The organism is Pseudomonas tohonis (assembly GCF_012767755.2).
Classification (GTDB): domain Bacteria; phylum Pseudomonadota; class Gammaproteobacteria; order Pseudomonadales; family Pseudomonadaceae; genus Metapseudomonas; species Metapseudomonas tohonis.
This window is the reverse complement of the sequence record NZ_AP023189.1, coordinates 2,853,816-2,876,999: the sequence shown is the minus strand read 5'-3', so window position 1 is coordinate 2,876,999 and position 23,184 is coordinate 2,853,816. Positions and strand designations below refer to the sequence as shown.

The 23,184-nt window shown below is 65.0% G+C and carries 20 protein-coding genes; 19 read left to right on the top strand and 1 reads right to left on the bottom strand.

Translation table 11 applies throughout. From position 1 onward, the window contains the following. Positions 1–49 precede the first annotated feature (49 nt). The 12 genes from mnmA to HSX14_RS13170 all read left to right on the top strand — a co-directional run bounded on the left by mnmA (position 50) and on the right by HSX14_RS13170 (position 12,589). The gene (mnmA, locus tag HSX14_RS13225; protein ID WP_173174277.1) at positions 50–1,168 is read left to right on the top strand and encodes a tRNA 2-thiouridine(34) synthase MnmA; all 1,119 of its coding nucleotides are present in this window, start codon (positions 50–52) and stop codon (positions 1,166–1,168) included. Next, entirely contained in the window at positions 1,165–1,785 is a 621-nt protein-coding gene (gene hflD / locus HSX14_RS13220) for a high frequency lysogenization protein HflD (RefSeq protein WP_111262142.1), read from the top strand. Before mnmA ends, hflD begins: the two co-directional genes overlap by 4 nt. Before the next feature lie 105 nt (positions 1,786–1,890). After that, complete coding sequence (gene purB, locus HSX14_RS13215; protein WP_173174280.1) at positions 1,891–3,261, top strand: adenylosuccinate lyase; 1,371 nt, start codon at positions 1,891–1,893, stop codon at positions 3,259–3,261. Between the two features lie 60 nt (positions 3,262–3,321). Continuing rightward, entirely contained in the window at positions 3,322–4,488 is a 1,167-nt protein-coding gene (locus HSX14_RS13210) for a ribosomal protein uL16 3-hydroxylase (RefSeq protein ID WP_173174282.1), read from the top strand. Further along, positions 4,481–4,906, top strand: a complete 426-nt coding sequence (locus HSX14_RS13205) for a GNAT family N-acetyltransferase (protein ID WP_111262139.1) — start codon at positions 4,481–4,483, stop codon at positions 4,904–4,906. The genes HSX14_RS13210 and HSX14_RS13205 overlap by 8 nt, the downstream gene beginning before the upstream one ends. An 8-nt stretch (positions 4,907–4,914) precedes the next feature. Next, positions 4,915–5,544: a DUF7931 domain-containing protein gene (locus tag HSX14_RS13200; RefSeq protein ID WP_173174284.1), complete on the top strand. Its 630-nt coding sequence runs from the start codon at positions 4,915–4,917 to the stop codon at positions 5,542–5,544. Then, positions 5,541–6,350 carry a secretin N-terminal domain-containing protein gene (locus HSX14_RS13195; protein WP_173174286.1) on the top strand — a complete coding sequence of 270 codons (810 nt, stop codon included), beginning with the start codon at positions 5,541–5,543 and terminating at the stop codon, positions 6,348–6,350. The genes HSX14_RS13200 and HSX14_RS13195 overlap by 4 nt, the downstream gene beginning before the upstream one ends. Before the next feature lie 487 nt (positions 6,351–6,837). Beyond that, a complete protein-coding gene (locus HSX14_RS13190) occupies positions 6,838–8,433 on the top strand; it encodes an isocitrate lyase (protein WP_111262136.1) in 1,596 nt (531 codons plus the stop codon). A 166-nt stretch (positions 8,434–8,599) separates the two neighbouring features. Further along, positions 8,600–9,202 (top strand): murein L,D-transpeptidase catalytic domain family protein, encoded by a 603-nt coding sequence (locus HSX14_RS13185; protein ID WP_173174288.1) that lies wholly within the window; start codon positions 8,600–8,602, stop codon positions 9,200–9,202. Between the two features lie 115 nt (positions 9,203–9,317). After that, entirely contained in the window at positions 9,318–11,318 is a 2,001-nt protein-coding gene (locus HSX14_RS13180; protein ID WP_173174290.1) for a PhoX family protein, read from the top strand. A 104-nt stretch (positions 11,319–11,422) separates the two neighbouring features. Then, positions 11,423–11,917, top strand: a complete 495-nt coding sequence (locus tag HSX14_RS13175; protein ID WP_173174292.1) for a DUF4442 domain-containing protein — start codon at positions 11,423–11,425, stop codon at positions 11,915–11,917. A gap of 42 nt (positions 11,918–11,959) precedes the next feature. Next, positions 11,960–12,589 (top strand): hypothetical protein, encoded by a 630-nt coding sequence (locus tag HSX14_RS13170; RefSeq protein WP_173174294.1) that lies wholly within the window; start codon positions 11,960–11,962, stop codon positions 12,587–12,589. Between the two features lie 36 nt (positions 12,590–12,625). On the opposite strand, the gene HSX14_RS13165 is transcribed toward HSX14_RS13170, so the two are convergent. Then, positions 12,626–14,020, bottom strand: a complete 1,395-nt coding sequence (locus HSX14_RS13165) for a pectin acetylesterase-family hydrolase (RefSeq protein WP_173174296.1) — start codon at positions 14,018–14,020, stop codon at positions 12,626–12,628. Between the two features lie 561 nt (positions 14,021–14,581). On the opposite strand from HSX14_RS13165, the gene HSX14_RS13160 reads away from it, so the two are divergent. From HSX14_RS13160 to nuoH, 7 genes are all read left to right on the top strand, one after another. Beyond that, the gene (locus HSX14_RS13160) at positions 14,582–14,995 is read left to right on the top strand and encodes an NADH-quinone oxidoreductase subunit A (protein ID WP_111262130.1); all 414 of its coding nucleotides are present in this window, start codon (positions 14,582–14,584) and stop codon (positions 14,993–14,995) included. Positions 14,996–15,005: 10 nt separating this feature from the next. Next, positions 15,006–15,683: a NuoB/complex I 20 kDa subunit family protein gene (locus HSX14_RS13155; RefSeq protein ID WP_111262129.1), complete on the top strand. Its 678-nt coding sequence runs from the start codon at positions 15,006–15,008 to the stop codon at positions 15,681–15,683. Positions 15,684–15,747: 64 nt separating this feature from the next. After that, on the top strand, positions 15,748–17,529 hold the full coding sequence (gene nuoC / locus HSX14_RS13150) for an NADH-quinone oxidoreductase subunit C/D (protein ID WP_173174298.1): 1,782 nt from the start codon (positions 15,748–15,750) through the stop codon (positions 17,527–17,529). A 1-nt stretch (position 17,530) separates the two neighbouring features. After that, on the top strand, positions 17,531–18,022 hold the full coding sequence (nuoE, locus tag HSX14_RS13145; protein WP_021219038.1) for an NADH-quinone oxidoreductase subunit NuoE: 492 nt from the start codon (positions 17,531–17,533) through the stop codon (positions 18,020–18,022). Beyond that, entirely contained in the window at positions 18,019–19,365 is a 1,347-nt protein-coding gene (nuoF, locus tag HSX14_RS13140) for an NADH-quinone oxidoreductase subunit NuoF (protein WP_173174300.1), read from the top strand. Before nuoE ends, nuoF begins: the two co-directional genes overlap by 4 nt. Positions 19,366–19,463: 98 nt before the next feature. After that, complete coding sequence (nuoG, locus tag HSX14_RS13135; RefSeq protein ID WP_173174302.1) at positions 19,464–22,187, top strand: NADH-quinone oxidoreductase subunit NuoG; 2,724 nt, start codon at positions 19,464–19,466, stop codon at positions 22,185–22,187. Beyond that, the gene (gene nuoH / locus HSX14_RS13130; protein ID WP_173174304.1) at positions 22,184–23,176 is read left to right on the top strand and encodes an NADH-quinone oxidoreductase subunit NuoH; all 993 of its coding nucleotides are present in this window, start codon (positions 22,184–22,186) and stop codon (positions 23,174–23,176) included. Before nuoG ends, nuoH begins: the two co-directional genes overlap by 4 nt. Positions 23,177–23,184 lie beyond the last annotated feature (8 nt).

The window sequence follows — 23,184 nt, the reverse complement described above, 5'->3', positions numbered from 1 at the left end:
ACCGCACCTGTTAGAATCCCGTTCTTTTTTGCAGCAGTCCCAGAGTCTTATGTCCGATACAGCCAAAACCCGCGTGATCGTCGGCATGTCCGGCGGCGTGGACTCTTCCGTTTCCGCCCTCCTGCTGATGGAACAGGGTTACCAGGTGGAAGGCCTGTTCATGAAGAACTGGGACGAGGACGACGGCACCGAATACTGCACCGCCAAGGAAGACCTGGCGGACGCCCAGGCCGTGTGCGATCGCATCGGCATCAAGCTGCACACAGCCAACTTCGCCGCCGAGTACTGGGACAACGTGTTCGAGCACTTCCTCGCCGAATACAAGGCGGGCCGCACGCCCAACCCGGACATCCTCTGCAACCGCGAGATCAAGTTCAAAGCCTTCCTCGACTACGCCCTGATGCTCGGTGCCGACCTCATCGCCACCGGCCATTACGTGCGTCGCCGCGACGTCGACGGCCGCACCGAACTGCTCAAGGGCCTGGACCCGAACAAGGACCAGAGCTACTTCCTCCACGCCGTCGGCGGCAAGGAAATCGCCCGCACCCTGTTCCCCGTCGGCGAACTGGAAAAGCCCGAAGTCCGCGCCATCGCCGAGAAACACGGCCTGGCCACCGCGAAGAAGAAGGACTCCACCGGCATCTGCTTCATCGGTGAGCGCCGCTTCAGCGACTTCCTCAAGCAATACCTGCCGGCCCAGCCCGGCGACATCGAAACCACCGATGGCGAAGTCATCGGCCGCCACCACGGCCTGATGTACCACACCATCGGCCAGCGCCAGGGCCTTGGCATCGGCGGCATGAAGGACGCCAGCGACGAACCCTGGTACGTCCTGGCCAAGGACGTCGCGCGCAACGTACTGGTCGTCGGCCAGGGCAACGAACACCCCTGGCTGTTCTCCCGCGCGCTGCTCGTCTCGGAGATTTTCTGGGTCAACCCGATCGAGCTCGACCAGCCCCGCCCCCTGACCGCCAAGGTCCGCTACCGGCAGAGCGACCAGGCCTGCACCCTGGAGCGCACCGCCAATGGCTACCGTGCAGTCTTCGACGACCCCCAGAGGGCTGTAACGCCCGGCCAGTCGGTCGTCTTCTATGACGGCGAAATCTGCCTGGGTGGCGGCGTGATCGAAACGGCCGAAGCCTGGGGCGCCGAGGTGCGCCGCCCATGACGCCCCTGCAGGAACAACTCGTAGCACTGGGCGCCGTGTTCGAAGCCGCCGTGCTGGTGGACAAGATCGCCAAGACCGGCCAGGTCAGCGAAGCGCCGCTGGGCTGCATGCTCGGCAGCCTGCTGGTTCGCGACCCGAAGAACACCCTGGACGTCTATGGCGGCGACGACATCAACCTGCGCGACGGCTACAAGGCCCTGATCAGCGCCCTGGAACGCGAGCCCAGCAGCCTGCAGCGCGAACCGCTGCGCTACGCCCTGTCGCTGCTGACCCTGGAGCGCCAGCTGAACAAGCGCGAGGACATGCTGCAACTGATCGGCAGCCGGCTCGACCAGATCCAGCAGCAGACGCAGCACTTCGGCGTCGTCCACGACAACGTCATCGCCTCGTGCGGCAGCCTCTACCAGGACACCCTCAGCACCTTCCGCCAGCGCATCCAGGTCCATGGCGACATGCGCCACCTGCAACAACCCAGCAATGCCGCCAAGATCCGCGCCCTGCTGCTCACCGGCATCCGCTCCGCCCGCCTCTGGCGCCAACTCGGCGGCCATCGCTGGCAGTTGCTGTTCAGCCGCCGCAAGCTGCTGGGCGAGCTCTACCCCATGCTGCGCAACTGAATTCGCGGGCAAGCGCCGAACGGCGCAAGCCCGCTCGCGTTATCGGGGCCGGTTTTCGTGTATGATGTGCGCCCTTTTCGTTGACCGATTGTCCGAGAACGCCCCATGCAGCTCTCCTCGCTCACCGCGGTTTCCCCCGTCGATGGCCGCTACGCCGGCAAAACCAGCGCACTGCGCCCGATCTTCAGTGAATATGGCCTGATCCGCTTCCGCGTGCAGGTCGAAGTCCGCTGGCTGCAACGCCTTGCCGCCCACGCCGGCGTTCCGGAAGTCGCCCCCTTCTCCGCCGAAGCCAACGCCCTGCTGAACGAGCTGGCCGAGAACTTCCAGCTGGAGCACGCCGAGCGCATCAAGGAAATCGAGCGCACCACCAACCACGACGTCAAGGCCGTGGAGTACCTGCTCAAGGAGCAGGCCGCCAAGCTGCCGGAACTGGCCAAGGTCAGCGAGTTCATCCACTTCGCCTGCACCAGCGAGGACATCAACAACCTGTCCCACGCCCTGATGCTGCGCGAAGGCCGCAACGGCGTGCTGCTGCCGCTGATGCGCCAGACCGCCAACGCCATCCGTGAGCTGGCGATCCGCTTCGCAGACGTGCCGATGCTCTCCCGCACCCACGGCCAGCCCGCCTCCCCCACCACACTGGGCAAGGAACTGGCCAACGTCGTCTACCGCCTGGAGCGCCAGATCGCCCAGGTAGCCGCCGTACCGCTGCTGGGCAAGATCAACGGCGCCGTGGGCAACTACAACGCCCACCTCTCGGCCTACCCGGAAATCGACTGGGAAGCCAACGCCCGTGAATTCATCGAAGGTGACCTGGGCCTGAGCTTCAACCCCTACACCACCCAGATCGAGCCGCACGACTACATCGCCGAGCTGTTCGATGCCATCGCCCGCTTCAACACCATCCTCATCGACTTCGATCGCGACGTCTGGGGCTACATCTCCCTCGGCTACTTCAAGCAGAAGACCGTCGCCGGCGAGATCGGCTCCTCGACCATGCCGCACAAGGTCAACCCGATCGACTTCGAGAACTCCGAAGGCAACCTCGGCATCGCCAACGCCCTGTTCCAGCACCTGGCCAGCAAGCTGCCGATCTCCCGCTGGCAGCGCGACCTGACCGACTCCACCGTGCTGCGCAACCTCGGCGTCGGCTTCGCCCACAGCGTCATCGCCTACGAAGCCAGCCTCAAGGGCATCGGCAAGCTCGAGCTGAACGAAGCACGCATCGCCGCCGACCTGGACGCCTGCTGGGAAGTCCTCGCCGAACCGATCCAGACCGTGATGCGCCGCTACGCCATCGAAAACCCCTACGAGAAGCTGAAGGAACTGACCCGCGGCAAGGGCATCAGCCCCGAAGCGCTGCAGACTTTCATCGACGACCTCGACATGCCGGCCGAAGCCAAGGCCGAACTGCGCAAGCTGACCCCCGCCGCCTACATCGGCAACGCGGCGGCCCAGGCCAAGCGTATCTGACGGCTATCGCCCCCTTGCACGCCCGGCTGTGCCGGGCGTTTTTATTTGAAAGGTTCCGCCATGACTTCCGATCTCCCCCTGCAAATCCTCGGCGGCATCTCCGCCCGTGAATTCCTCCGCGACTACTGGCAGAAGAAACCCCTGCTGATCCGCCAGGCCATCCCGGACTACGAGAGCCCCATCTCCCCCGACGAGCTGGCCGGCCTGTCCCTGGAAGAGGAAGTCGAATCGCGCCTGGTGATCGAACATGGCGAGCACCCGTGGGAGCTGCGTCGCGGCCCGTTCTCCGAAGACACCTACCAGGACCTGCCGGAAAAGGACTGGACCCTCCTCGTCCAGTCCGTCGACCAGTTCGTCCCGGAAGTCGCCGAACTGCTGGAGCATTTCCGCTTCCTGCCCAGCTGGCGCATCGACGACATCATGGTCAGCTTCGCCGCACCCGGCGGCGGTGTTGGCCCGCATTACGACAACTACGACGTTTTCCTGCTCCAGGCCCATGGCCAGCGCCGCTGGAAGATCGGCCAGATGTGCGACGCCTCGAGCCCGCTGCTGCCCCACGCCGACCTGCGCATCCTCGCCGACTTCCAGGGCACCGATGAATGGGTGCTGGAACCGGGCGACATGCTCTACCTGCCGCCGCGCCTGGCCCACTTCGGCATCGCCGAGGACGACTGCATGACCTACTCGGTCGGCTTCCGCGCACCCAGCGCCGCTGAAGTACTGACCCATTTCACCGACTTCCTCGCCCAGTTCATCCCGGACGAAGAACGCTACAGCGATGCCGACATCGCGCCGGTCAGCGACCCCTACCAGATCCAGCAGGACTCCCTCGACCGCCTCAAGGCCCTGCTGGCCGAGCACATGAGCGACGAACGCCTGCTGCTGACCTGGTTCGGCCAGTTCATGACCGAGCCGCGCTATCCCGAGCTGGTCGCCGGCACCGAAGTGGAAGAAGACGAGTTCGTCGGCGCCCTGGAAGATGGCGCCGTGCTGATCCGCAACCCCAGCGCCCGCATGGCCTGGTCCGAAGTGGATATCGGCCTGGTGCTCTTCGCCAGCGGCCAGAGCCGCCTGCTGCCCAGCAGCCTGCGCGAGCTGCTGAAACTGGTCTGCGCCAGCGACGCACTGCACATCGACAACCTCGGCCAATGGCTGGCCGACGAGGACGGGCGTAAGCTTCTGTGGGAATTGGTCAAGCAAGGAAGTCTGGAGTTTGCCGATGAGTGAGATACACGTCCGCATCGCCGATTGGCAGAAGGACAATGCCGACCTGCGCCGCATCCGTGAAACCGTGTTCATCGCCGAACAGGCGGTGGCGCCGGAGCAGGAATGGGATGCGGAAGACGTCGACGCGGTCCACTTCCTCGCCCTGGAGCGTGACTACGCCATCGGCACCGCGCGCCTGCTGCCCGATGGTCACATCGGCCGCGTATCGGTGCTCAAGGACTGGCGCGGCCTGCGGGTCGGCGACCGCCTGCTGGAAGCAGTGATCGCCGAAGCGGAGCGTCGCGGCCTCAAGCAGCAGATGCTCTCCGCCCAGGTGCACGCCACCCCCTTCTATGAGCGCCACGGCTTCCGCGTCGTCAGCGGCGAGTTCCTCGAAGCCGGCATCCCCCACGTGGACATGGTGCGCGACAGCCAGTAGAGGTCGACATGGAACCCAACGCCCCGGAAAACCAAGAGCCCGATGCCGAATTGCCGGCCATCGAATTCCAGTCACCGGGGCGTTTCGAGGTCCACAACCCGGTCCCGGATCTGCGCGAGCCGGCCCCCTGGGAGCCAGCGCCCTACACCCTTGGCGAACACACCGACCTGCAGCGCTTCGCCAAACCCGACGATGCACGCCCCCACGCCCTCGCCCTGCTGCAGCAGGCGCAGCGCAACCTTTGTTTCTACACGCCGGACCTCGAAGCCTGGCTCTACCACCACAGCAGCATCCAGGACGCCTGCACCCGCTTCCTCCTGGCCAACCCGCGCAACCGCCTGCGCATCCTGATACGTGACGTCACGCGCCCGGTAAAGGAAGGCCATCGCCTGCTCAACCTGGTGCGCCGCCTGTCCAGCAACAGCCAGATCCGCAAACTCAACCCCGATCACTCCAACGAAGAGTGCGCCTACCTGCTGGTGGATGATCGCGGCCTGCTGCTGCGTCCGGAACTGGACAGCTTCTCCGGCTACGCTCTGTACAACGACCCCGGGCGCTGCCGCCTGCGCCAGGCCCAGTTCGACCAGGCCTGGGAGCAGAGCGTCAGCGATCCCGACCTGCGGAGTTTCCTGTTATGACCCCACGCGCGCTCCTCGCCGCCCTGCTCCTTGCCCTGAGCCTGCCGCTCCAGGCCGCGACCGAGGTGATCCCGCTCAATTACCGCACCGCCGAGGACGTGATGCCCGTGGTGCAATCGGTGCTCGGCAACGAAGGCCGCGTCAGCGCCTACGGCAACCAGCTGATCGTCAATGCCGAGCCGGCGAAGATCCAGGAACTGCGCAAGGTCCTTGGCCAGCTGGACACCGCGCCCAAGCGTCTGCTGATCTCGGTGGACACCAGCGACAGCAACTACCAGGACGATCGCGGCTACGCGGTCAACGGCTCGGCCAGCGTAGGCGGCGTCGATGTGGAAGCCGGGCGTGGCGAGGTGCGCGGCCGCGACCAGGTGCGCATCATCCGCCGCAGCACCGACAGCCGCGGCGGCGGCGTGCAACAGGTCCAGGCCAGCGAGGGCTACCCGGCGCTGATCCAGGTCGGCCAGAGCGTTCCCATCACCACCGCCAGCACCGGCCCCTACGGGCAGGTCTACAGCAACACCGAATACCGCAACGTGACCCGCGGCTTCTATGTCACCGCCAGCGTCACCGGCGACATCGTCCACGTCAGCATCAGCAGCAACAGCGACCGCCTGAGCCAGTCCCAGCCCGGCGTGATCGATGTGCAGAGCACCGATACCCGCGTCAGCGGTCGTCTCGGCGAGTGGATCACGGTCGGCGGCGTCAATCAGTCCAGCCAGTCCGACGACAGCGGCTTCCTGCAGCGCCGCAGCACCCAGGGCGGCGAAAACATGACCATGCGCCTGAAGGTCGACAGCCTCGACTGACCCACCCTTTCCCTGACCAATCGGTCGTTCTTAAGACTTATGTAGTAGTGCGAAAAAATCACTACAAAACGTTTGACGAACACTTGTTTGAAGCGCATCATGGCCCCGCTCCCGCTAACCAGGGGCCCTGCAACGGGCTCCCGGGCCGCGCTCAATACCTTCGAGCCGTCCCGTGTTGTTACAGCCCACAAGGCAGTTCGACGAGGTTGCGACTGGAACGAAGTTGTCCTGAGGGACGGGGAAGCGTTTAACGCAGCAGCCAGATCGACGATCCAACCGAACCTGATACGCCAAGGCATCCACGAGCCGAAGGCGAGCAGGCCGGAGAGCGAAGTCATCTGTACCGCTCGTCTCGTCACCCCTCCTCTCGAGTGTCCTACTCGTACCGGTCACATTCTCGACGTTCTGTGGTGAGCTACCCGTGATGCCTTCCAGGGCTTCACAGGGGGAAGTCGGTGCTCAACCAAACACATTTGAAGGATTGACCATGTCCGCATATCAAAACGACATCAAGGCAGTTGCCGCTCTGAAAGAAGCCGCAGGCAACAGCTGGAGCGCTATCAACCCGGAATCCGTCGCCCGTATGCGCGCCCAGAACCGCTTCAAGACCGGTCTGGACATCGCCAAGTACACCGCGGCCATCATGCGCAAGGACATGGCCGAATACGACGCCGACGCCTCCGTCTACACCCAGTCCCTGGGCTGCTGGCACGGCTTCATCGGTCAGCAGAAGCTGATCTCCATCAAGAAGCACCTGAAGACCACCAACAAGCGCTACCTCTACCTGTCCGGCTGGATGGTCGCGGCCCTGCGTTCCGACTTCGGCCCGCTGCCGGACCAGTCGATGCACGAGAAAACCGCCGTTTCCGGCCTGATCGAAGAGCTCTACACCTTCCTGCGCCAGGCTGACGCCCGCGAACTGGACCTGCTCTTCACCGCCCTGGACGCTGCCCGCGCCGCTGGCGACAAGGTCAAGGCCGACGAGATCCAGGCTCAGATCGACGGCTACGAAACCCACGTCGTTCCGATCATCGCCGACATCGACGCTGGCTTCGGTAACCCGGAAGCCACCTACCTGCTGGCCAAGAAGATGATCGAAGCGGGTGCCTGCTGCATCCAGATCGAGAACCAGGTTTCCGACGAGAAGCAGTGCGGCCACCAGGACGGCAAAGTGACCGTTCCGCACGAAGACTTCCTCGCCAAGATCAACGCAGTTCGCTACGCCTTCCTCGAGCTGGGCGTTGACGACGGCGTGATCGTTGCCCGTACCGACTCCCTGGGTGCCGGCCTGACCAAGCAGATCGCCGTGACCAAGCAGCCGGGCGACCTGGGCGACCAGTACAACTCCTTCCTGGATTGCGAAGAAATCACTCCTGCCGAGCTGAAGAACGGCGACGTGGTGATCAACCGCGAAGGCAAGCTGCTGCGTCCCAAGCGCCTGCCGTCCAACCTGTTCCAGTTCCGTGCCGGCACTGGCGAAGACCGCTGCGTACTGGACTGCATCACCAGCCTGCAGAACGGCGCCGACCTGCTGTGGATCGAAACCGAGAAGCCGCACGTTGGCCAGATCAAGGGCATGGTTGACCGCATCCGTCAGGTCATCCCGAACGCCAAGCTGGTCTACAACAACAGCCCGTCCTTCAACTGGACCCTGAACTTCCGCCAGCAGGTGTTCGACGCGTTCGTCGCCGAAGGCAAGGACGTTTCCGCCTACGACCGCGCCAAGCTGATGAGCGTCGAGTACGACGAAACCGAACTGGCCCAGGTTGCAGACGAGAAGATCCGCACCTTCCAGCGCGACGGTTCGGCTCACGCCGGCATCTTCCACCACCTGATCACCCTGCCGACCTACCACACCGCCGCGCTGTCCACCGACAACCTGGCCAAAGGGTACTTCGCCGACCAGGGCATGCTGGCCTACGTCAAAGGCGTACAGCGTCAGGAACTGCGCCAGGGCATCGCCTGCGTCAAGCACCAGAACATGGCTGGCTCCGACATCGGCGACAACCACAAAGAGTACTTCGCTGGCGAAGCGGCTCTGAAGGCGAGCGGTAAAGACAACACCATGAACCAGTTCCACTAATAGGAACTGTTCACCAGCACGACCCTCGGGTCGGCTGGATGCCTCGAAGCCCTGGCAGCGATGCCGGGGCTTTTTTTATGCTGCGCGAAACCTCCCCGGGGGGAACGCCTTGCATCCATCGCGCGTCTGAACTTACCTCTGGCCGACAGCCGACGGTTTCAATCCGATGCCCAGATCGCTCATTCCCTGCCTGCTGGCCCTGTTCCCCCTCCTCGCCCATGCCGGCGACCTGGAGCAACGCTTCACCCCAGGCACGCTCCAGCCCATCCTCGACCACCTTCAGCACAACGAGCACCCGCGCTTCGCCGTGGTCGACTACTCCCAACGCTCCGACCAGAAGCGCTTCCTTCTATACGACCGCGACACCCACGAGCTGCTGGCGAGCTACCGCGTGGCCCATGGCAAGGGCTCGGATGCCGACCACGACGGCTACGCCGAGCGCTTCTCCAACGAACCGGAAAGCCACGCCTCCGCCCTCGGCGCCTACCGCACCGGCGAGGTCTACCGGAGCGAACAGCCCGGCCACGGCCTGTCGATGCGCCTGGTCGGGCTGGACCCGAGCAACGACAAGGCCATGCAGCGCGCCATCGTCATCCACGCCATGGACTATATGGAAGACAGGTTCATCCGCCAGCACGGCGTGGCCGGGCGCAGTTTCGGCTGCATGGTGCTGTCCGACCGCGACCGCGACCGGGTGATCGAAGCGCTCCGCGGCGGCGCACTGATCTTCGCCATCCGGCCGACGCGCGCATCATCCGGGACACCCTGAAGCGTTTTGTGCGGCACCGCACATAAGGCACCACGCCCATCGCCCTGTCACAGTTCCGTCGCCTTGAGGCCGTAGCGTCAAGTCTCCGCCGATTCGCCCGTATGGAGACAGAGCCTTGAACAACGAGAAAGAGAACGCCGTCCTCTTTGGAAATGGCGACGAAGTGCCGAGCAACCAGTCCAGGAACCCCCACATCAGCGAGCTGATCGAAGGCGTCAAGCGCCGCGAGGTGCTGGCCGGTGGCGCCGCACTCGGCGCCCTCGCCTTCCTCGGCGTGTCCCTGCCCGGCCAGGCCGAGGCCAGCCAGGGCGAAGCCCGCGGCCTCGGCTTCCCCTTCAAGCCGCGCCGCCGACTGGCCTTCGAAGGCATCCCGGCCGGCCGCGCCGACACCATCACCGTGCCGCCGGGCTACAAGGCAACGCCCTTCATTCCCTGGGGCACGCCCATCACCGGCCGTTACCCTGCGTTCGCCGAGGACGCCAGCAACAGCGCTCAAGACCAGGCCGAACAGACCGGCATGCACCACGACGGCATGCATTTCTTCCCCATCGACACCCGCCACGGCCTGGGCCTGCGCTCCGACCATGGCCTGCTGGTACTCAACCACGAGTACATCGACGCGCCACTGCTGCACCCCAACGGCCCGACCGTCGTGAACGGCAAGCGCACGAGCGCCGAGGAAGTGCGCAAGGAAATCAACGCCCACGGTGTATCGGTGGTGGAGATCCGCCGTGACGTGCGCGGCGAATGGACGGTGGTGCCGAGCCGCCGCAACCGGCGCATCACCGCCGCCACGCCGATGCAGATCAGTGGCCCGGCACGCGGCAACAAACTGCTGCAGACCCGCCACAGCCCCAACGGCACCGCTGCACGCGGCACCCAGAACAACTGCTCCAACGGCTTCACACCCTGGGGCACCTACCTCACTTGCGAGGAGAACTGGGCCGGCTACTTCTCCACCCGTGACACCGACCTGCCCCGCGAACTGAAACGCTACGGCCTGCGCAACGGCAGCCGCTTCGGCTGGGAAACCCTCCCCGGCGACGAGTTCGAGCGCTTCGACGCCACTCGCAAGGCCGCCGACGCCAAGGGCGACTACCGCAACGAGCCGAACCAGTTCGGCTGGATCGTCGAGATCGACCCCTTCGAACCCGACTCCGTACCGGTCAAGCGCACCGCCCTGGGCCGCTTCGCCCACGAAGGCCTGATCTTCGCCCCGGTGAAGGCCGGCCGCCCGGTGGTGTGCTATTCCGGCGACGACTCGCAAAACGAGTACATCTACAAATACGTCAGCCGCGACGCCTACCGCCCCGGCCGCAGCAACGGCCGCCTGCTCGACGAAGGCACCCTGTACGTGGCGCGCTTCAACGCCGACGGCAGCGGCCAGTGGCTGGCGCTGGACATCAACGACAAAAACTTCCTCAAGGCCTGCCTCGCCGCCGGCGTGGCCTTCGCCGACCAGGGCGAGGTGCTGATCAACACCCGCCTGGCAGCGGACGTGGTCGGCGCGACCAAGATGGACCGCCCCGAGTGGGGCGCGGTCAACCCGGACAACGGCGAGGTGTACTTCACCCTCACCAACAACACCGCGCGCACCACGCCGGATGCGCCCAATCCGCGCCCCGCCAACGCCTACGGCCACATCATCCGCTGGCGCGAAAAGAGCCGCGACTACGCCGGCCAGGCCTTCAACTGGAACCTGTTCATGCTCGCCGGCCCGGAAACCGACAGCCGCGGCCCGAACGGCAAGCCGCTGGACGCCAGCAACATCCTCGCCAGCCCCGACGGCCTGTGGTTCGACGACGACGGTCGCCTGTGGATCCAGACCGACATGAGCGGCAGCCAGCTGGCCTCCGGCCCCTTCGGCAACAACCAGATGCTGGTGGCGGACCCGCGCAGCGGCGAACTCAAGCGCTTCCTGGTCGGCCCATTGGGCGCCGAGGTCACCGGCATCGCCGCGACCCCGGACTTCCGCACCCTGTTCGTCAATATCCAGCACCCGGGCGAGGGCTCCACGCCCACCAACCTGACCAGCACCTGGCCGGATGGACCGGGCAAGCGGCCGCGCTCCTCCACGGTGGTGATCACCCGGGAGGACCGCCGCCGCATTCTCTGATCCCCCAGCCACTGGCCGAAGTGCCAGGCATTTGCGACCGGCCAGCAATGGCCGGTCCTTTTTACCGATGACAGACTGGCCGCCCATTCATCAAGGGCTCATCCATGCCAGCCAACCGCCTGAGTCGCGCCACCGCCCTGGTAAGCCGCCTGCCCGCCGCCCTGCACACACCCCTCCTGAGCCTGCTGATCGGCAGCCAGGTCCGCTTCGCCGGCACCGCCCGCGTACGCGTCCATCACCTGAGCCAGCAGCGAGCGGTGATGAGCCTCGCCAACCGCCCCCGCGTGCGCAACCACATCAAGGGCGTGCATGCGGCCGCCATGGCATTGCTGGCAGAGTCCGCCACCGGACTGCTGGTGGGCATGAACGTGCCGGACGACAAGCTGCCGCTGATAAAGAGCCTGCACGTGGACTACCTCAAGCGCGCCACGGGCGGCCTGAAGGCGGTAGCCGAACTGGACGCCGAGCAGGTCCGCCGCATCCACGAAGAGGACCGGGGTGAGGTCCGTGTCGCGGTGATCATCACCGACGAAGCCGGCATCGAGCCGATCCGTTGCGAAATGATCTGGGCCTGGGTCAGCCGCAAGCGCGAGCCTTGACTAAGCTGTACGGGTGTCCCAACTGGAAGGGCGAGAACCCCGATGGCCCGAGTCAATCTCATTCTGGCGAGTACCGCGATCGCCGCGGTTACCGCCGCCGCCACCCTCTACTGGCGCCTGTCCGCCGAAGCCCAGGTCACCACCCAGCCCGCACCACGGGCCACCCAGGCGCCTGCCTTTGCGGCGAGCGACGCGCCGGAGACGACGGGGGCGCCGCGCATCGATCCCGCACGGATGGCGGAATACGAGAAGCGCCTGGAGTTCCACTCGGCCTACCGCGATTTCTTCAAGGCCGCGCCCGGCCTGTCGGCAGAAGCGCGCGAGCAACAGGCCGCCCGGCTGGCCGAGGAAGTACAGGCCCACGAGCAGAGCGGCGAGCTGGCAGCGAGCGAATCGCTGATGCTGCAGATCGCCCTGATCCAGGCCACCAGCACGGACGTGGAAGAACAGAAAGCGCGGGCCAATGCCCTGCTGCAACGCTACAAGGCTCGCAGCGATGCGCTGGAGAAGAAGCTGGCGGCGAAGCCCTCGCCCCAGTTCGATCATTACAAGCAGGAAGAAAAGCGCATCGTCGAAGAGGTGCTGGCGATGCAGAACATCCCCGACGGCCTGAGCCGCGACGAATACCTCAGGCAGCGCCTGCAGCAGGCCCGCGAGCAGGCCTACCACTGAGATCGCGAGGCGGATCGCCCGCCTCGCGACACGCCATCAGAGCAGTTGGTTGAGAATATAGTAGAGCAGGTTGAAGGGCTTGGCCCGATCGGCAGCATCGCTCGTCTCGGACGCATCCATCACCGGCCCGCTGCCATCCAGCACGTTGGTGACGAAATCATCCAGCTGCAGGTTCTGCTCCTGGATATCGGCATTGGCGAACTCGATGATGCTGGTGCAATGGCTCTCGTTCACCGCGCGGTATTGCGGGAAGTAACCGCCGAAATTGTGCAGGTTGGCCAGGGTATTGCGCAGGCGACCGGTGTCCACGTCCCACTTGGCGTGGATTAGCGCCTCCTTGGTGGCCTGGTCCGGTGCGTTGGCGATCTCCGGATAGAAGCGCTCGTAGGAATACGACGAGTAGTTGAGGTCCTTCCAGAAGTGCGTGTGCCCGAGGCGATCACCCGGCAGGTTCGCGGAAAGCGCCGGGTAGATACTGCCCAGGTCGTTGAGGGTGACGCCCGGCAGGCGGCTCTGCAGCAATTGCAGCGGGCCATTGTCCAGACCCCAGGCCTGACGGATGAAGGTCTGCAACGGCAGCGACGGGTAGGCCTGGTTGCTGCCGCCGGTCACCGCACTGAACACCGGCCCCGAGTCGTCGATCATGAAGCCGCGGCTGGGCGCGATGTCCTGGCGGGTCACCGCATGGCTGATCAGGCTCCCCGCCCCGCCGGCGCTGCAGCCGGTGGACAGCATCTGCTCCGGGCGCTCCAGGTTGTCCTTGAGCCAGGCCGTGACCGCACGGGTGTTGCGCAGCCCGTTGTGGTGCCAGATCAGCTGCGGCTTCTGCCCGGTGGGGTCCTGGTAGACCGCCACCTTGTCGCCGGAATAGATGTCGCCCGTGCAATAGGGCACATAGACCATGTTCCAGTTCTGCGTCTTCACCCGCGTCCAGGGATGCAGCCGCACCACGAAGGGGCTGACCAGGCTGGCGCTGGGGTTCAGCAGCTTCATGTAGTCATCGGGAATCCCGTTGGGGTTGCGCGCACCACGGATGCCGGTTTGCCCGGTGCAGCTGGCGTAGTCCCAGCAGGCGCCGCCGCCTTCCATATAGATGATGGTGTTGCTGGTGTTGGGTACCCGATTGACGAAGAACTTGTAGGGCGAGCCGTTGCCGCACACGGCGCCCGTCTCGGGAGCGAGCTGCACCGTCTGCCAGGCGTAGTAGTTGCCCGCCTTGAAGCCGGAATCGAAGCCGGCGGGGTTGGTCAGCAACGGATAGGGCCCGACCCGCTGTTCGGGCAGCACCTTGTTGTCGGCCTTCGGTGGCGAGGTGAGGTTGATCAAGGTCCGCCAGAACCCGTAGTCGCCGAGCTCGGCGTGGGCAGGCAGGGACGGCAGGCAGAACAGCAGGAGCACGAAGCAGTGACGCAGCGACTTGGCAACGCCCATGGCGATTCCCTCTTTTTTCTTGTTTTCACGTGGACCAGCGCGCCCAGGCAGGCGAATCCGTGGTCCAGCCGACCCGCTGAGTACGACAGGGAAACAGGGGGAATGCGCCGCATCCACGACGCACCTAGCACGCTAGTACAAGGTCGCCAGGGCAACAACGACAGCCACATATGAATTAGGCATAGAGGAAAGAAGTTGTGAGTAACAGCGGCTATTAAGTGCGCATGTTTTAACCACTTCCGTAGGACTCGCTATGTAGTGGTTATATATTCCCCAGTCAAATGATAATGACTATCATTAACCTATCTATATCTGCCCCCTGCGGCATAGCGCCGCAATCCGACCAAAGCCTGACAAAAAACCGGAACCCTCGCCGCCCTAGGCTTTCAGAGCTGTACAAGGTCTTTAAACTGGCTTTCGGGTTAATTTTTTAGTCTGAAAAATTTACTTGTACGCCCATACGGGCATAAAATTGTCCGAATAGATTGCCGGGCACTCTTGTGCGGGCAAGGATCATTTTAATAACGAGTGAACGCCGTTCCTTGTTGAAGGAGTTCAGGCATGTCGGAAGCCACTGCCATTCTTTCCCATAACTGGGGTTTCGCTGTTTTCCTGCTGGGCGTCATCGGCCTCTGCGCCTTCATGCTCGGTGTATCGAGCCTGCTCGGCAGCCGCGCCCACGGTCGCGCCAAGAACGAACCCTTCGAATCTGGGATGCTCCCCACCGGCAGTGCCCGCCTGCGCCTCTCCGCAAAATTCTATCTGGTCGCGATGCTCTTCGTGATCTTCGACGTCGAAGCCCTCTTTCTCTTCGCCTGGGCCGTCTCCGTTCGCGAAAGCGGGTGGGCGGGCCTCATCGAAGCTACCATTTTCATAGCAATTCTGTTGGCAGGTCTTGCCTATCTCTGGCGCATCGGAGCCCTCGACTGGGCCCCCGAAGGTCGTCGCAATCGGCAGGCGAAGCTAAAACAATGAGGCTTTGGCGATGCAATACAAACTTACTCGGATCGATCCGACTGCTCCCAACGAGCAGTACCCGATCGGTGAGCGGGAGATCGTTTCCGACCCCCTGCTAGAAGATCAGGTCCACAAGAACATCTTCATGGGCAAGCTGGAAGATGTTCTCAACGGTGCAGTCAACTGGGGTCGCAAGAACTCCCTGTGGCCGTACAACTTCGGTTTGTCCTGCTGCTACGTGGAGATGACCACCGCCTTCACGGCGCCGCATGACATCGCCCGCTTCGGTGCGGAAGTCATTCGCGCATCACCCCGCCAGGCTGACTTCATGGTCATCGCCGGCACCTGCTTCATCAAGATGGCGCCCATCATCCAGCGCCTCTACGAGCAGATGCTGGAGCCCAAGTGGGTGATCTCGATGGGCTCGTGCGCCAATTCCGGCGGCATGTACGACATCTATTCGGTGGTCCAGGGCGTGGACAAATTCCTCCCCGTGGACGTGTACATCCCTGGCTGCCCTCCTCGTCCGGAGGCATTCCTGCAAGGCCTGATGCTGCTGCAGGAATCCATCGGCCAGGAGCGCCGTCCGCTTTCCTGGGTCGTCGGCGACCAAGGCATCTACCGTGCCGAAATGCCGTCGCAGAAGGAACAGCGCCGCGAACAGCGTATCCAGGTCACCAACCTGCGCAGCCCCGACGAAGTCTGATCCGGTCTCTTCCACAAGAAGAGACCCGGCTCACTCTGTACGTTGACCGAAAGCGACCGAGACCATGACTGCAGACACCGTTCTGTCTATTCCGCCTTACAAGGCTGACGACCAAGATGTCGTCGTTGAACTGAATTCCCGCTTTGGCGCCGAGAGCTTCACCCTCCAGGCCACCCGCACCGGCATGCCGGTTATCTGGGTCGCTCGCGAGAAGCTCGTCGAGGTGCTGACCTTCCTGCGCAACTCGCCGCGCCCCTTCGTCATGCTGTACGACCTGCACGGGGTCGACGAGCGCCTGCGTACGCATCGCCGCGGCCTGCCGGGCGCCGACTTCACCGTGTTCTACCACCTGATCTCCATGGAGCGTAACAGCGACGTGATGATCAAGGTGTCGCTCCAGGAAGGCGACCTCAACCTGCCCAGCGTCACCGGCATCTGGCCCAACGCCAACTGGTACGAGCGTGAAGTCTGGGACCTGTACGGCGTGCACTTCACCGGCCACCCGCACCTCTCGCGGATCATGATGCCGCCCACCTGGGAAGGCCACCCGCTGCGCAAGGACTACCCGGCGCGCGCCACCGAGTTCGATCCCTACAGCCTCACCCTGGCCAAGCAACAACTCGAGGAAGAAGCCGCCCGCTTCAACCCCGAGGACTGGGGCATGAAGCGCCAGGGCGAGAACGAGGACTACATGTTCCTCAACCTCGGCCCCAACCACCCCTCCGCCCACGGTGCCTTCCGCATCGTGCTGCAGCTCGACGGCGAAGAGATCGTCGACTGCGTCCCGGACATCGGCTACCACCACCGTGGCGCCGAGAAGATGGCCGAGCGCCAGTCCTGGCACAGCTTCATCCCCTACACCGACCGCATCGACTACCTCGGCGGGGTAATGAACAACCTGCCCTACGTGCTCGCGGTGGAGAAGCTCGCCGGCATCAAGGTGCCGCAGAAGGTCGACACCATCCGCGTGATGCTGGCTGAATTCTTCCGCATCACCAGCCACCTGCTGTTCCTGGGTACCTACATCCAGGACGTCGGCGCCATGACCCCGGTGTTCTTCACCTTCACCGACCGCCAGCGCGCCTACAAGGTCATCGAAGCCATCACCGGCTTCCGCCTGCACCCGGCCTGGTACCGCATCGGTGGTGTCGCCCACGACCTGCCGCGCGGCTGGGATGGCCTGGTCAAGGAATTCGTCGAATGGCTGCCCAAGCGCCTGGACGAGTACACCAAGGCCGCGCTGAAGAACAGCATCCTCAAGGGCCGCACCATCGGCGTCGCCCAGTACAACACCAAGGAAGCCCTGGAATGGGGCGTCACCGGTGCCGGCCTGCGCTCAACCGGCCTGGACTTCGACCTGCGCAAGGCCCGCCCGTACTCCGGCTACGAGAACTTCGAGTTCGAAGTACCGCTGGCCCACAACGGCGACGCCTATGACCGCTGCATGGTCCGCGTCGAGGAGATGCGCCAGAGCATCCGCATCATCGACCAGTGCCTGAAGAACATGCCGGAAGGCCCATACAAGGCCGACCACCCGCTGACCACGCCGCCGCCGAAAGAACGCACGCTGCAGCACATCGAAACCCTGATCACCCACTTCCTGCAGGTTTCCTGGGGCCCGGTCATGCCGGCCAACGAAGCCTTCCAGATGATCGAGGCGACCAAGGGCATCAACAGCTACTACCTGACGAGCGATGGCAGCACCATGAGCTACCGCACCCGGATCCGGACACCCAGCTTCCCCCACCTGCAACAGATCCCCTCGGTGATCCGCGGCAGCATGGTGGCCGACCTGATCGCCTACCTGGGCAGTATCGACTTCGTTATGGCTGACGTGGACCGCTGACATGAGCATTATCCAGACCGACCGTTTCGCCCTCAGCGAAACCGAGCGCTCGGCCATCGAGCACGAGATGCACCACTACGAGGACCCGCGCGCGGCGTCCATCGAAGCCCTGAAGATCGTCCAGAAGGAGCGCGGCTGGGTGCCTGACGGCGCCGCCGATGCCATCGGCGAGATCCTCGGCATCCCCGCCAGCGACGTCGAAGGCGTGGCCACCTTCTATAGTCAGATCTTCCGCCAGCCGGTGGGCCGCCACATCATCCGCGTTTGCGACAGCATGACCTGCTACGTCGGCGGCCATGAGTCGGTACTCGGCAGCATCCAGCAGAACCTCGGCATCGGCCTCGGCCAGACCACCGCCGACAATCGCTTCACCCTGTTGCCGGTGTGCTGCCTGGGCAATTGCGACAAGGCCCCGGCCCTGATGATCGACGACGACACCTTCGGCAACGTCAGCGCCGACGGCGTCGCGCAACTGCTGGAGGCCTATCAATGAAGACCCTCACCTCCGTCGGCCCGGCCAACCGCATCCAGCGCAGCGCCGAGACGCACCCGCTGACCTGGCGCCTGCGTGACGACGCGCAGCCCGTCTGGCTCGAGGAATACCAGCAGAAGAACGGCTACGCAGCCGCACGCAAGGCCCTCGGCGAGATGGCCCAGGCCGACATCGTGCAGACCGTCAAGGACTCCGGCCTCAAGGGCCGCGGCGGCGCGGGCTTCCCCACCGGCGTGAAGTGGGGCCTGATGCCCGCCGACGAATCCATGAACATCCGCTACCTGCTGTGCAATGCGGATGAAATGGAGCCCAACACCTGGAAGGACCGCATGCTGATGGAACAGCTGCCCCACCTGCTGGTGGAAGGCATGCTGATCAGCGCCCGCGCCCTCAAGGCCTATCGCGGCTACATCTTCCTGCGTGGCGAATACGTCGACGCGGCGCGCAACCTCAACCGCGCCATCGACGAAGCCAAGGCCGCCGGCCTGCTGGGCAAGAACATCCTCGGGTCGGGCTTCGATTTCGAGCTGTTCGTCCACACCGGTGCCGGCCGCTACATCTGCGGCGAGGAAACCGCCCTGATCAACTCGCTGGAAGGCCGCCGCGCCAACCCGCGCTCCAAGCCGCCCTTCCCCGCCGCCGTCGGCGTCTGGGGCAAGCCCACCTGCGTCAACAACGTCGAGACCCTGTGCAACGTGCCGGCGATCGTCGCCAACGGCGTGGACTGGTACAAGGGCCTTGCCCGTCCGGGCAGCGAAGACATGGGCACCAAGCTCATGGGCTTCTCCGGCAAGGTGAAGAACCCCGGCCTCTGGGAACTGCCCTTCGGCGTCCCCGCCCGTGAACTCTTCGAGGACTACGCCGGTGGCATGCGCGACGGCTTCAAGCTGAAAGCCTGGCAGCCCGGCGGTGCCGGCACCGGCTTCCTGCTCCCCGAGCACCTGGATGCCCCCATGTACGCCGCCGGCATCGCCAAGGTCGGCACCCGCATGGGCACCGGCCTGGCGCTCGCGGTGGACGACAGCATCAACATGGTCTCGCTGCTGCGCAACATGGAAGAGTTCTTCGCCCGCGAGTCCTGCGGCTGGTGCACACCCTGCCGTGACGGCCTGCCCTGGAGCGTCAAGGTCCTGCGCGCCCTCGAACGCGGCGAAGGCCAGCGAGGCGACCTGGAGACCCTCGAAGGGCTGGTCAACTTCCTCGGCCCAGGCAAGACCTTCTGTGCCCACGCACCGGGCGCCGTCGAGCCGCTGGGTAGCGCGATGAAGTATTTCCGTCCGGAGTTCGAAGCAGGCATCGCCGAGAACGCACCGGCGATCCGACCCGAACCGGTCGGCGCATAAGAGCCAGTTCCGCCGGTTGGCGGCCGCCACGCGCGGCCCCGACCGCAACCTGATTCCATTAGCCAAGCCCGGTCAAACGGGCAGATGAAGACTGAACCATGGCCACTATCCACGTAGACGGCAAGACGCTCGAAGTCGATGGTGCAGACAACCTCCTGCAGGCCTGTCTGTCCCTCGGACTCGACATCCCCTACTTCTGCTGGCACCCGGCGCTCGGCAGCGTCGGCGCCTGCCGCCAGTGCGCGGTCAAGCAGTACACCGACGAAAACGACAAGCGCGGCCGCCTGGTCATGTCCTGCATGACCCCCGCGACCGACAACACCTGGATCTCCATCGAGGACGAAGAGGCGAAGCAATTCCGCGCCAGCGTCGTCGAATGGCTGATGACCAACCACCCGCACGATTGCCCCGTGTGCGAGGAAGGCGGCCATTGCCACCTGCAGGACATGACGGTGATGACCGGCCACAACGAGCGCCGGTACCGCTTCACCAAGCGCACCCACCAGAACCAGCAGCTCGGCCCGTTCATCTCCCACGAGATGAACCGCTGCATCGCCTGCTACCGCTGCGTGCGCTACTACAAGGACTACGCTGGCGGCACCGACCTCGGCGTCTACGGCGCCCACGACAACGTCTACTTCGGACGCGTCGAGGACGGCACCCTCGAGAGCGAGTTCTCCGGCAACCTGGTCGAGGTCTGCCCGACCGGCGTGTTCACCGACAAGACCCACTCCGAGCGCTACAACCGCAAGTGGGACATGCAGTTCGCACCGAGCATCTGCCACGGCTGCTCCAGCGGCTGCAACATCAGCCCCGGCGAGCGCTACGGCGAGATCCGTCGCATCGAGAACCGCTTCAACGGCTCGGTGAACCAGTACTTCCTCTGTGACCGCGGTCGCTTCGGCTACGGCTACGTCAACCGCGAAGACCGCCCGCGCCAACCGCTGTTCGGCACCCAGAAGCTCGGCCTCGATGCCGCCCTGGACAAGGCCGCCGAACTGCTCAAGGGCAAGCGCGTGATCGGCATCGGCTCGCCCCGCGCCAGCCTGGAATCCAACTTCGCCCTGCGTGAACTGGTGGGTGAGGCCAACTACTACTCCGGCATCGCCGCGGGTGAGCTGGAAAACATCCGCCTGATCCGCGACATCCTGCAGAACGGCCCGCTGCCGGTACCCACCCTGCGTGACATCGAAAGCCACGACGCCGTCTTCGTGCTCGGTGAAGACCTGACCCAGACCGCCGCGCGCGTCGCCCTGGCCCTGCGCCAGTCGGTCAAGGGCAAGGCCACCGACATCGCTGCCTCGATGAAGATCCAGGATTGGCACATGGCCGCCGTGCAGAACGTCGCCCAGGACGCGCTGAACCCGCTGTTCATCGCCAGCGTCGCCGAGACCCGCCTCGACGACGTGGCCACCCAGTGCGTACACGCCGCCCCGGCCGACCTCGCCCGCATCGGCTTCGCCGTGGCCCATGCCATCGACCCGAGCGCCCCGGCCGTGGATGGCCTGGACAACGAGGCCGCCGAGCTGGTCAAGGCCATCGCCGACGCCCTGATCCAAGCCAAGCGTCCGCTGATCGTCTCCGGCGCCTCCCTGGGCGAGAAGGCCCTGATCGAAGCCGCCGCCAACATCGCCAGCGCCCTGAAGAACCGTGAGAAGAACGGCTCCATCAGCCTGGTGGTCCCGGAAGCCAACAGCATGGGACTCGCCCTGCTCCTGGGTGAAGAGCTCGGTGGGAAATCCGTGGACGCCGCCCTCGAAGCCCTGACCGCCGGCCAGGCCGACGCAGTGGTCGTTCTGGAGAACGACCTGTACCGCCGTGCCGAAGCCGCCAAGGTCGACGCCGCACTGGCCGCCGCCAAGGTGGTGATCGTCGCCGACCACCAGCAGACCGCGACCGTCGAGCGCGCCCACCTGGTACTGCCGGTCGCCAGCTTCGCCGAAGGCGACGGCACCCTGGTCAGCCAGGAAGGCCGCGCCCAGCGCTTCTTCCAGGTCTACGACCCGACCTACTACGACGCCAACATCCTCGTCCGCGAGGGCTGGCGCTGGCTGCACGCCCTGCACAGCACCCTGGAAGGCAAGTCCGTCGACTGGACCCAGCTCGACCAGGTCACCGCCGCCGTCGCCGACAGCAACAGCCGGCTGGCTTCGATCCGCGACGCCGCGCCCAGCGCCTCGTTCCGCATCAAGGGCCTGAAGCTGGCCCGCGAGCCGCACCGCTACAGCGGCCGCACCGCCATGCGCGCCAACATCAGCGTGCACGAGCCGCGCCAGCCGCAGGACAAGGACTCGCCCTTCGCCTTCTCCATGGAAGGCTACGCCGGCAGCGCTGAACCCCGTCAGCAGATCCCCTTCGCCTGGTCCCCGGGCTGGAACTCGCCCCAGGCCTGGAACAAGTTCCAGGACGAAGTCGGCGGCCACCTGCGCGCCGGTGACCCGGGCGTGCGCCTGATCGAGGCCAAGGGCACCACCCTGCCCTGGTTCGCCGCCGTCGCGCCTTTCAACCCCGCGCAAGGCACCTGGCAGGTCGTCCCCTTCCACCACCTGTTCGGCAGCGAGGAGAACTCCTCCCGCGCCGCGCCGATCCAGGAGCGCATGCCCGAGGCCTATGTGGCCCTGGCCAAGTCCGAGGCGGACCGCCTGGGCGTGAACGACGGCGCCATGCTGTCGCTGCGCGTCAAGGGCCAGGCCCTGCGCCTGCCGCTGCAGGTCCGTGAGGAGCTGGCCGCGGGCCTCGTCGGCCTGCCCGCCGGCCTGCCGGGCATCCCGGGTGCCGTCGCCGGTGCCACCGTGACCCTGCTCCAGGAGGCTGCGCAATGAGCTGGCTCACTCCCGAGGTGATCGACGTCATCATCGCGGTGCTCAAGGCCATCGTGATCCTGCTTGCCGTGGTCGTCTGCGGCGCCCTGTTGAGCTTCGTCGAACGACGCCTGCTGGGCTGGTGGCAGGACCGCTACGGCCCCAACCGCGTCGGCCCGTTCGGCATGTTCCAGATCGCCGCCGACATGCTGAAGATGTTCTTCAAGGAAGACTGGACGCCGCCGTTCGCCGACAAGGTGATCTTCACCCTGGCGCCGGTGATCGCCATGAGCGCCCTGCTCATCGCCTTCGCCGTGGTCCCGATCACCCCCACCTGGGGCGTCGCGGACCTGAACATCGGCATCCTGTTCTTCTTCGCCATGGCCGGCATCACCGTGTACGCGGTGCTCTTCGCCGGCTGGTCGAGCAACAACAAGTTCGCCCTGCTCGGCAGCCTGCGCGCCTCGGCCCAGACCGTCTCCTACGAGGTGTTCCTGGCCCTGTCGCTGATGGGCGTGGTCGCCCAGGTCGGCTCGTTCAACATGCGCGACATCGTCGAGTACCAGGCCCAGCACCTGTGGTTCATCATTCCGCAGTTCTTCGGCTTCTGTACCTTCTTCATCGCCGGCGTCGCCGTGACCCACCGTCACCCGTTCGACCAGCCGGAAGCGGAGCAGGAACTGGCCGACGGCTACCACATCGAATACGCCGGCATGAAATGGGGCATGTTCTTCGTCGGCGAGTACATCGGCATCGTGCTGGTGTCCGCGCTGCTGGTGACCCTGTTCTTCGGCGGCTGGCACGGCCCCTTCGGCATCCTGCCGCAGATCCCGTTCATCTGGTTCGCCCTGAAGACCGCCTTCTTCATCATGCTGTTCATCCTGCTCCGCGCGTCGATCCCGCGTCCGCGCTATGACCAGGTGATGGCCTTCAGCTGGAAGTTCTGCCTCCCGCTGACCCTGATCAACCTGCTGGTGACCGGCGCCGTCGTGCTGGCCACGGCCCAGTAAGGAGAAAG

What these genes read in the sequence shown, in the direction of transcription:
- mnmA (WP_173174277.1), top strand. Translation starts at nt 50, where the DNA reads ATGTCCGATACAGCCAAAACCCGCGTGATCGTCGGCATGTCCGGCGGC.
- hflD (WP_111262142.1), top strand. Translation starts at nt 1,165, where the DNA reads ATGACGCCCCTGCAGGAACAACTCGTAGCACTGGGCGCCGTGTTCGAA.
- purB (WP_173174280.1), top strand. Translation starts at nt 1,891, where the DNA reads ATGCAGCTCTCCTCGCTCACCGCGGTTTCCCCCGTCGATGGCCGCTAC.
- HSX14_RS13210 (WP_173174282.1), top strand. Translation starts at nt 3,322, where the DNA reads ATGACTTCCGATCTCCCCCTGCAAATCCTCGGCGGCATCTCCGCCCGT.
- HSX14_RS13205 (WP_111262139.1), top strand. Translation starts at nt 4,481, where the DNA reads ATGAGTGAGATACACGTCCGCATCGCCGATTGGCAGAAGGACAATGCC.
- HSX14_RS13200 (WP_173174284.1), top strand. Translation starts at nt 4,915, where the DNA reads ATGGAACCCAACGCCCCGGAAAACCAAGAGCCCGATGCCGAATTGCCG.
- HSX14_RS13195 (WP_173174286.1), top strand. Translation starts at nt 5,541, where the DNA reads ATGACCCCACGCGCGCTCCTCGCCGCCCTGCTCCTTGCCCTGAGCCTG.
- HSX14_RS13190 (WP_111262136.1), top strand. Translation starts at nt 6,838, where the DNA reads ATGTCCGCATATCAAAACGACATCAAGGCAGTTGCCGCTCTGAAAGAA.
- HSX14_RS13185 (WP_173174288.1), top strand. Translation starts at nt 8,600, where the DNA reads ATGCCCAGATCGCTCATTCCCTGCCTGCTGGCCCTGTTCCCCCTCCTC.
- HSX14_RS13175 (WP_173174292.1), top strand. Translation starts at nt 11,423, where the DNA reads ATGCCAGCCAACCGCCTGAGTCGCGCCACCGCCCTGGTAAGCCGCCTG.
- HSX14_RS13170 (WP_173174294.1), top strand. Translation starts at nt 11,960, where the DNA reads ATGGCCCGAGTCAATCTCATTCTGGCGAGTACCGCGATCGCCGCGGTT.
- HSX14_RS13165 (WP_173174296.1), bottom strand. Translation starts at nt 14,020, where the DNA reads ATGGGCGTTGCCAAGTCGCTGCGTCACTGCTTCGTGCTCCTGCTGTTC.
- HSX14_RS13160 (WP_111262130.1), top strand. Translation starts at nt 14,582, where the DNA reads ATGTCGGAAGCCACTGCCATTCTTTCCCATAACTGGGGTTTCGCTGTT.
- HSX14_RS13155 (WP_111262129.1), top strand. Translation starts at nt 15,006, where the DNA reads ATGCAATACAAACTTACTCGGATCGATCCGACTGCTCCCAACGAGCAG.
- nuoC (WP_173174298.1), top strand. Translation starts at nt 15,748, where the DNA reads ATGACTGCAGACACCGTTCTGTCTATTCCGCCTTACAAGGCTGACGAC.
- nuoE (WP_021219038.1), top strand. Translation starts at nt 17,531, where the DNA reads ATGAGCATTATCCAGACCGACCGTTTCGCCCTCAGCGAAACCGAGCGC.
- nuoF (WP_173174300.1), top strand. Translation starts at nt 18,019, where the DNA reads ATGAAGACCCTCACCTCCGTCGGCCCGGCCAACCGCATCCAGCGCAGC.
- nuoG (WP_173174302.1), top strand. Translation starts at nt 19,464, where the DNA reads ATGGCCACTATCCACGTAGACGGCAAGACGCTCGAAGTCGATGGTGCA.
- nuoH (WP_173174304.1), top strand. Translation starts at nt 22,184, where the DNA reads ATGAGCTGGCTCACTCCCGAGGTGATCGACGTCATCATCGCGGTGCTC.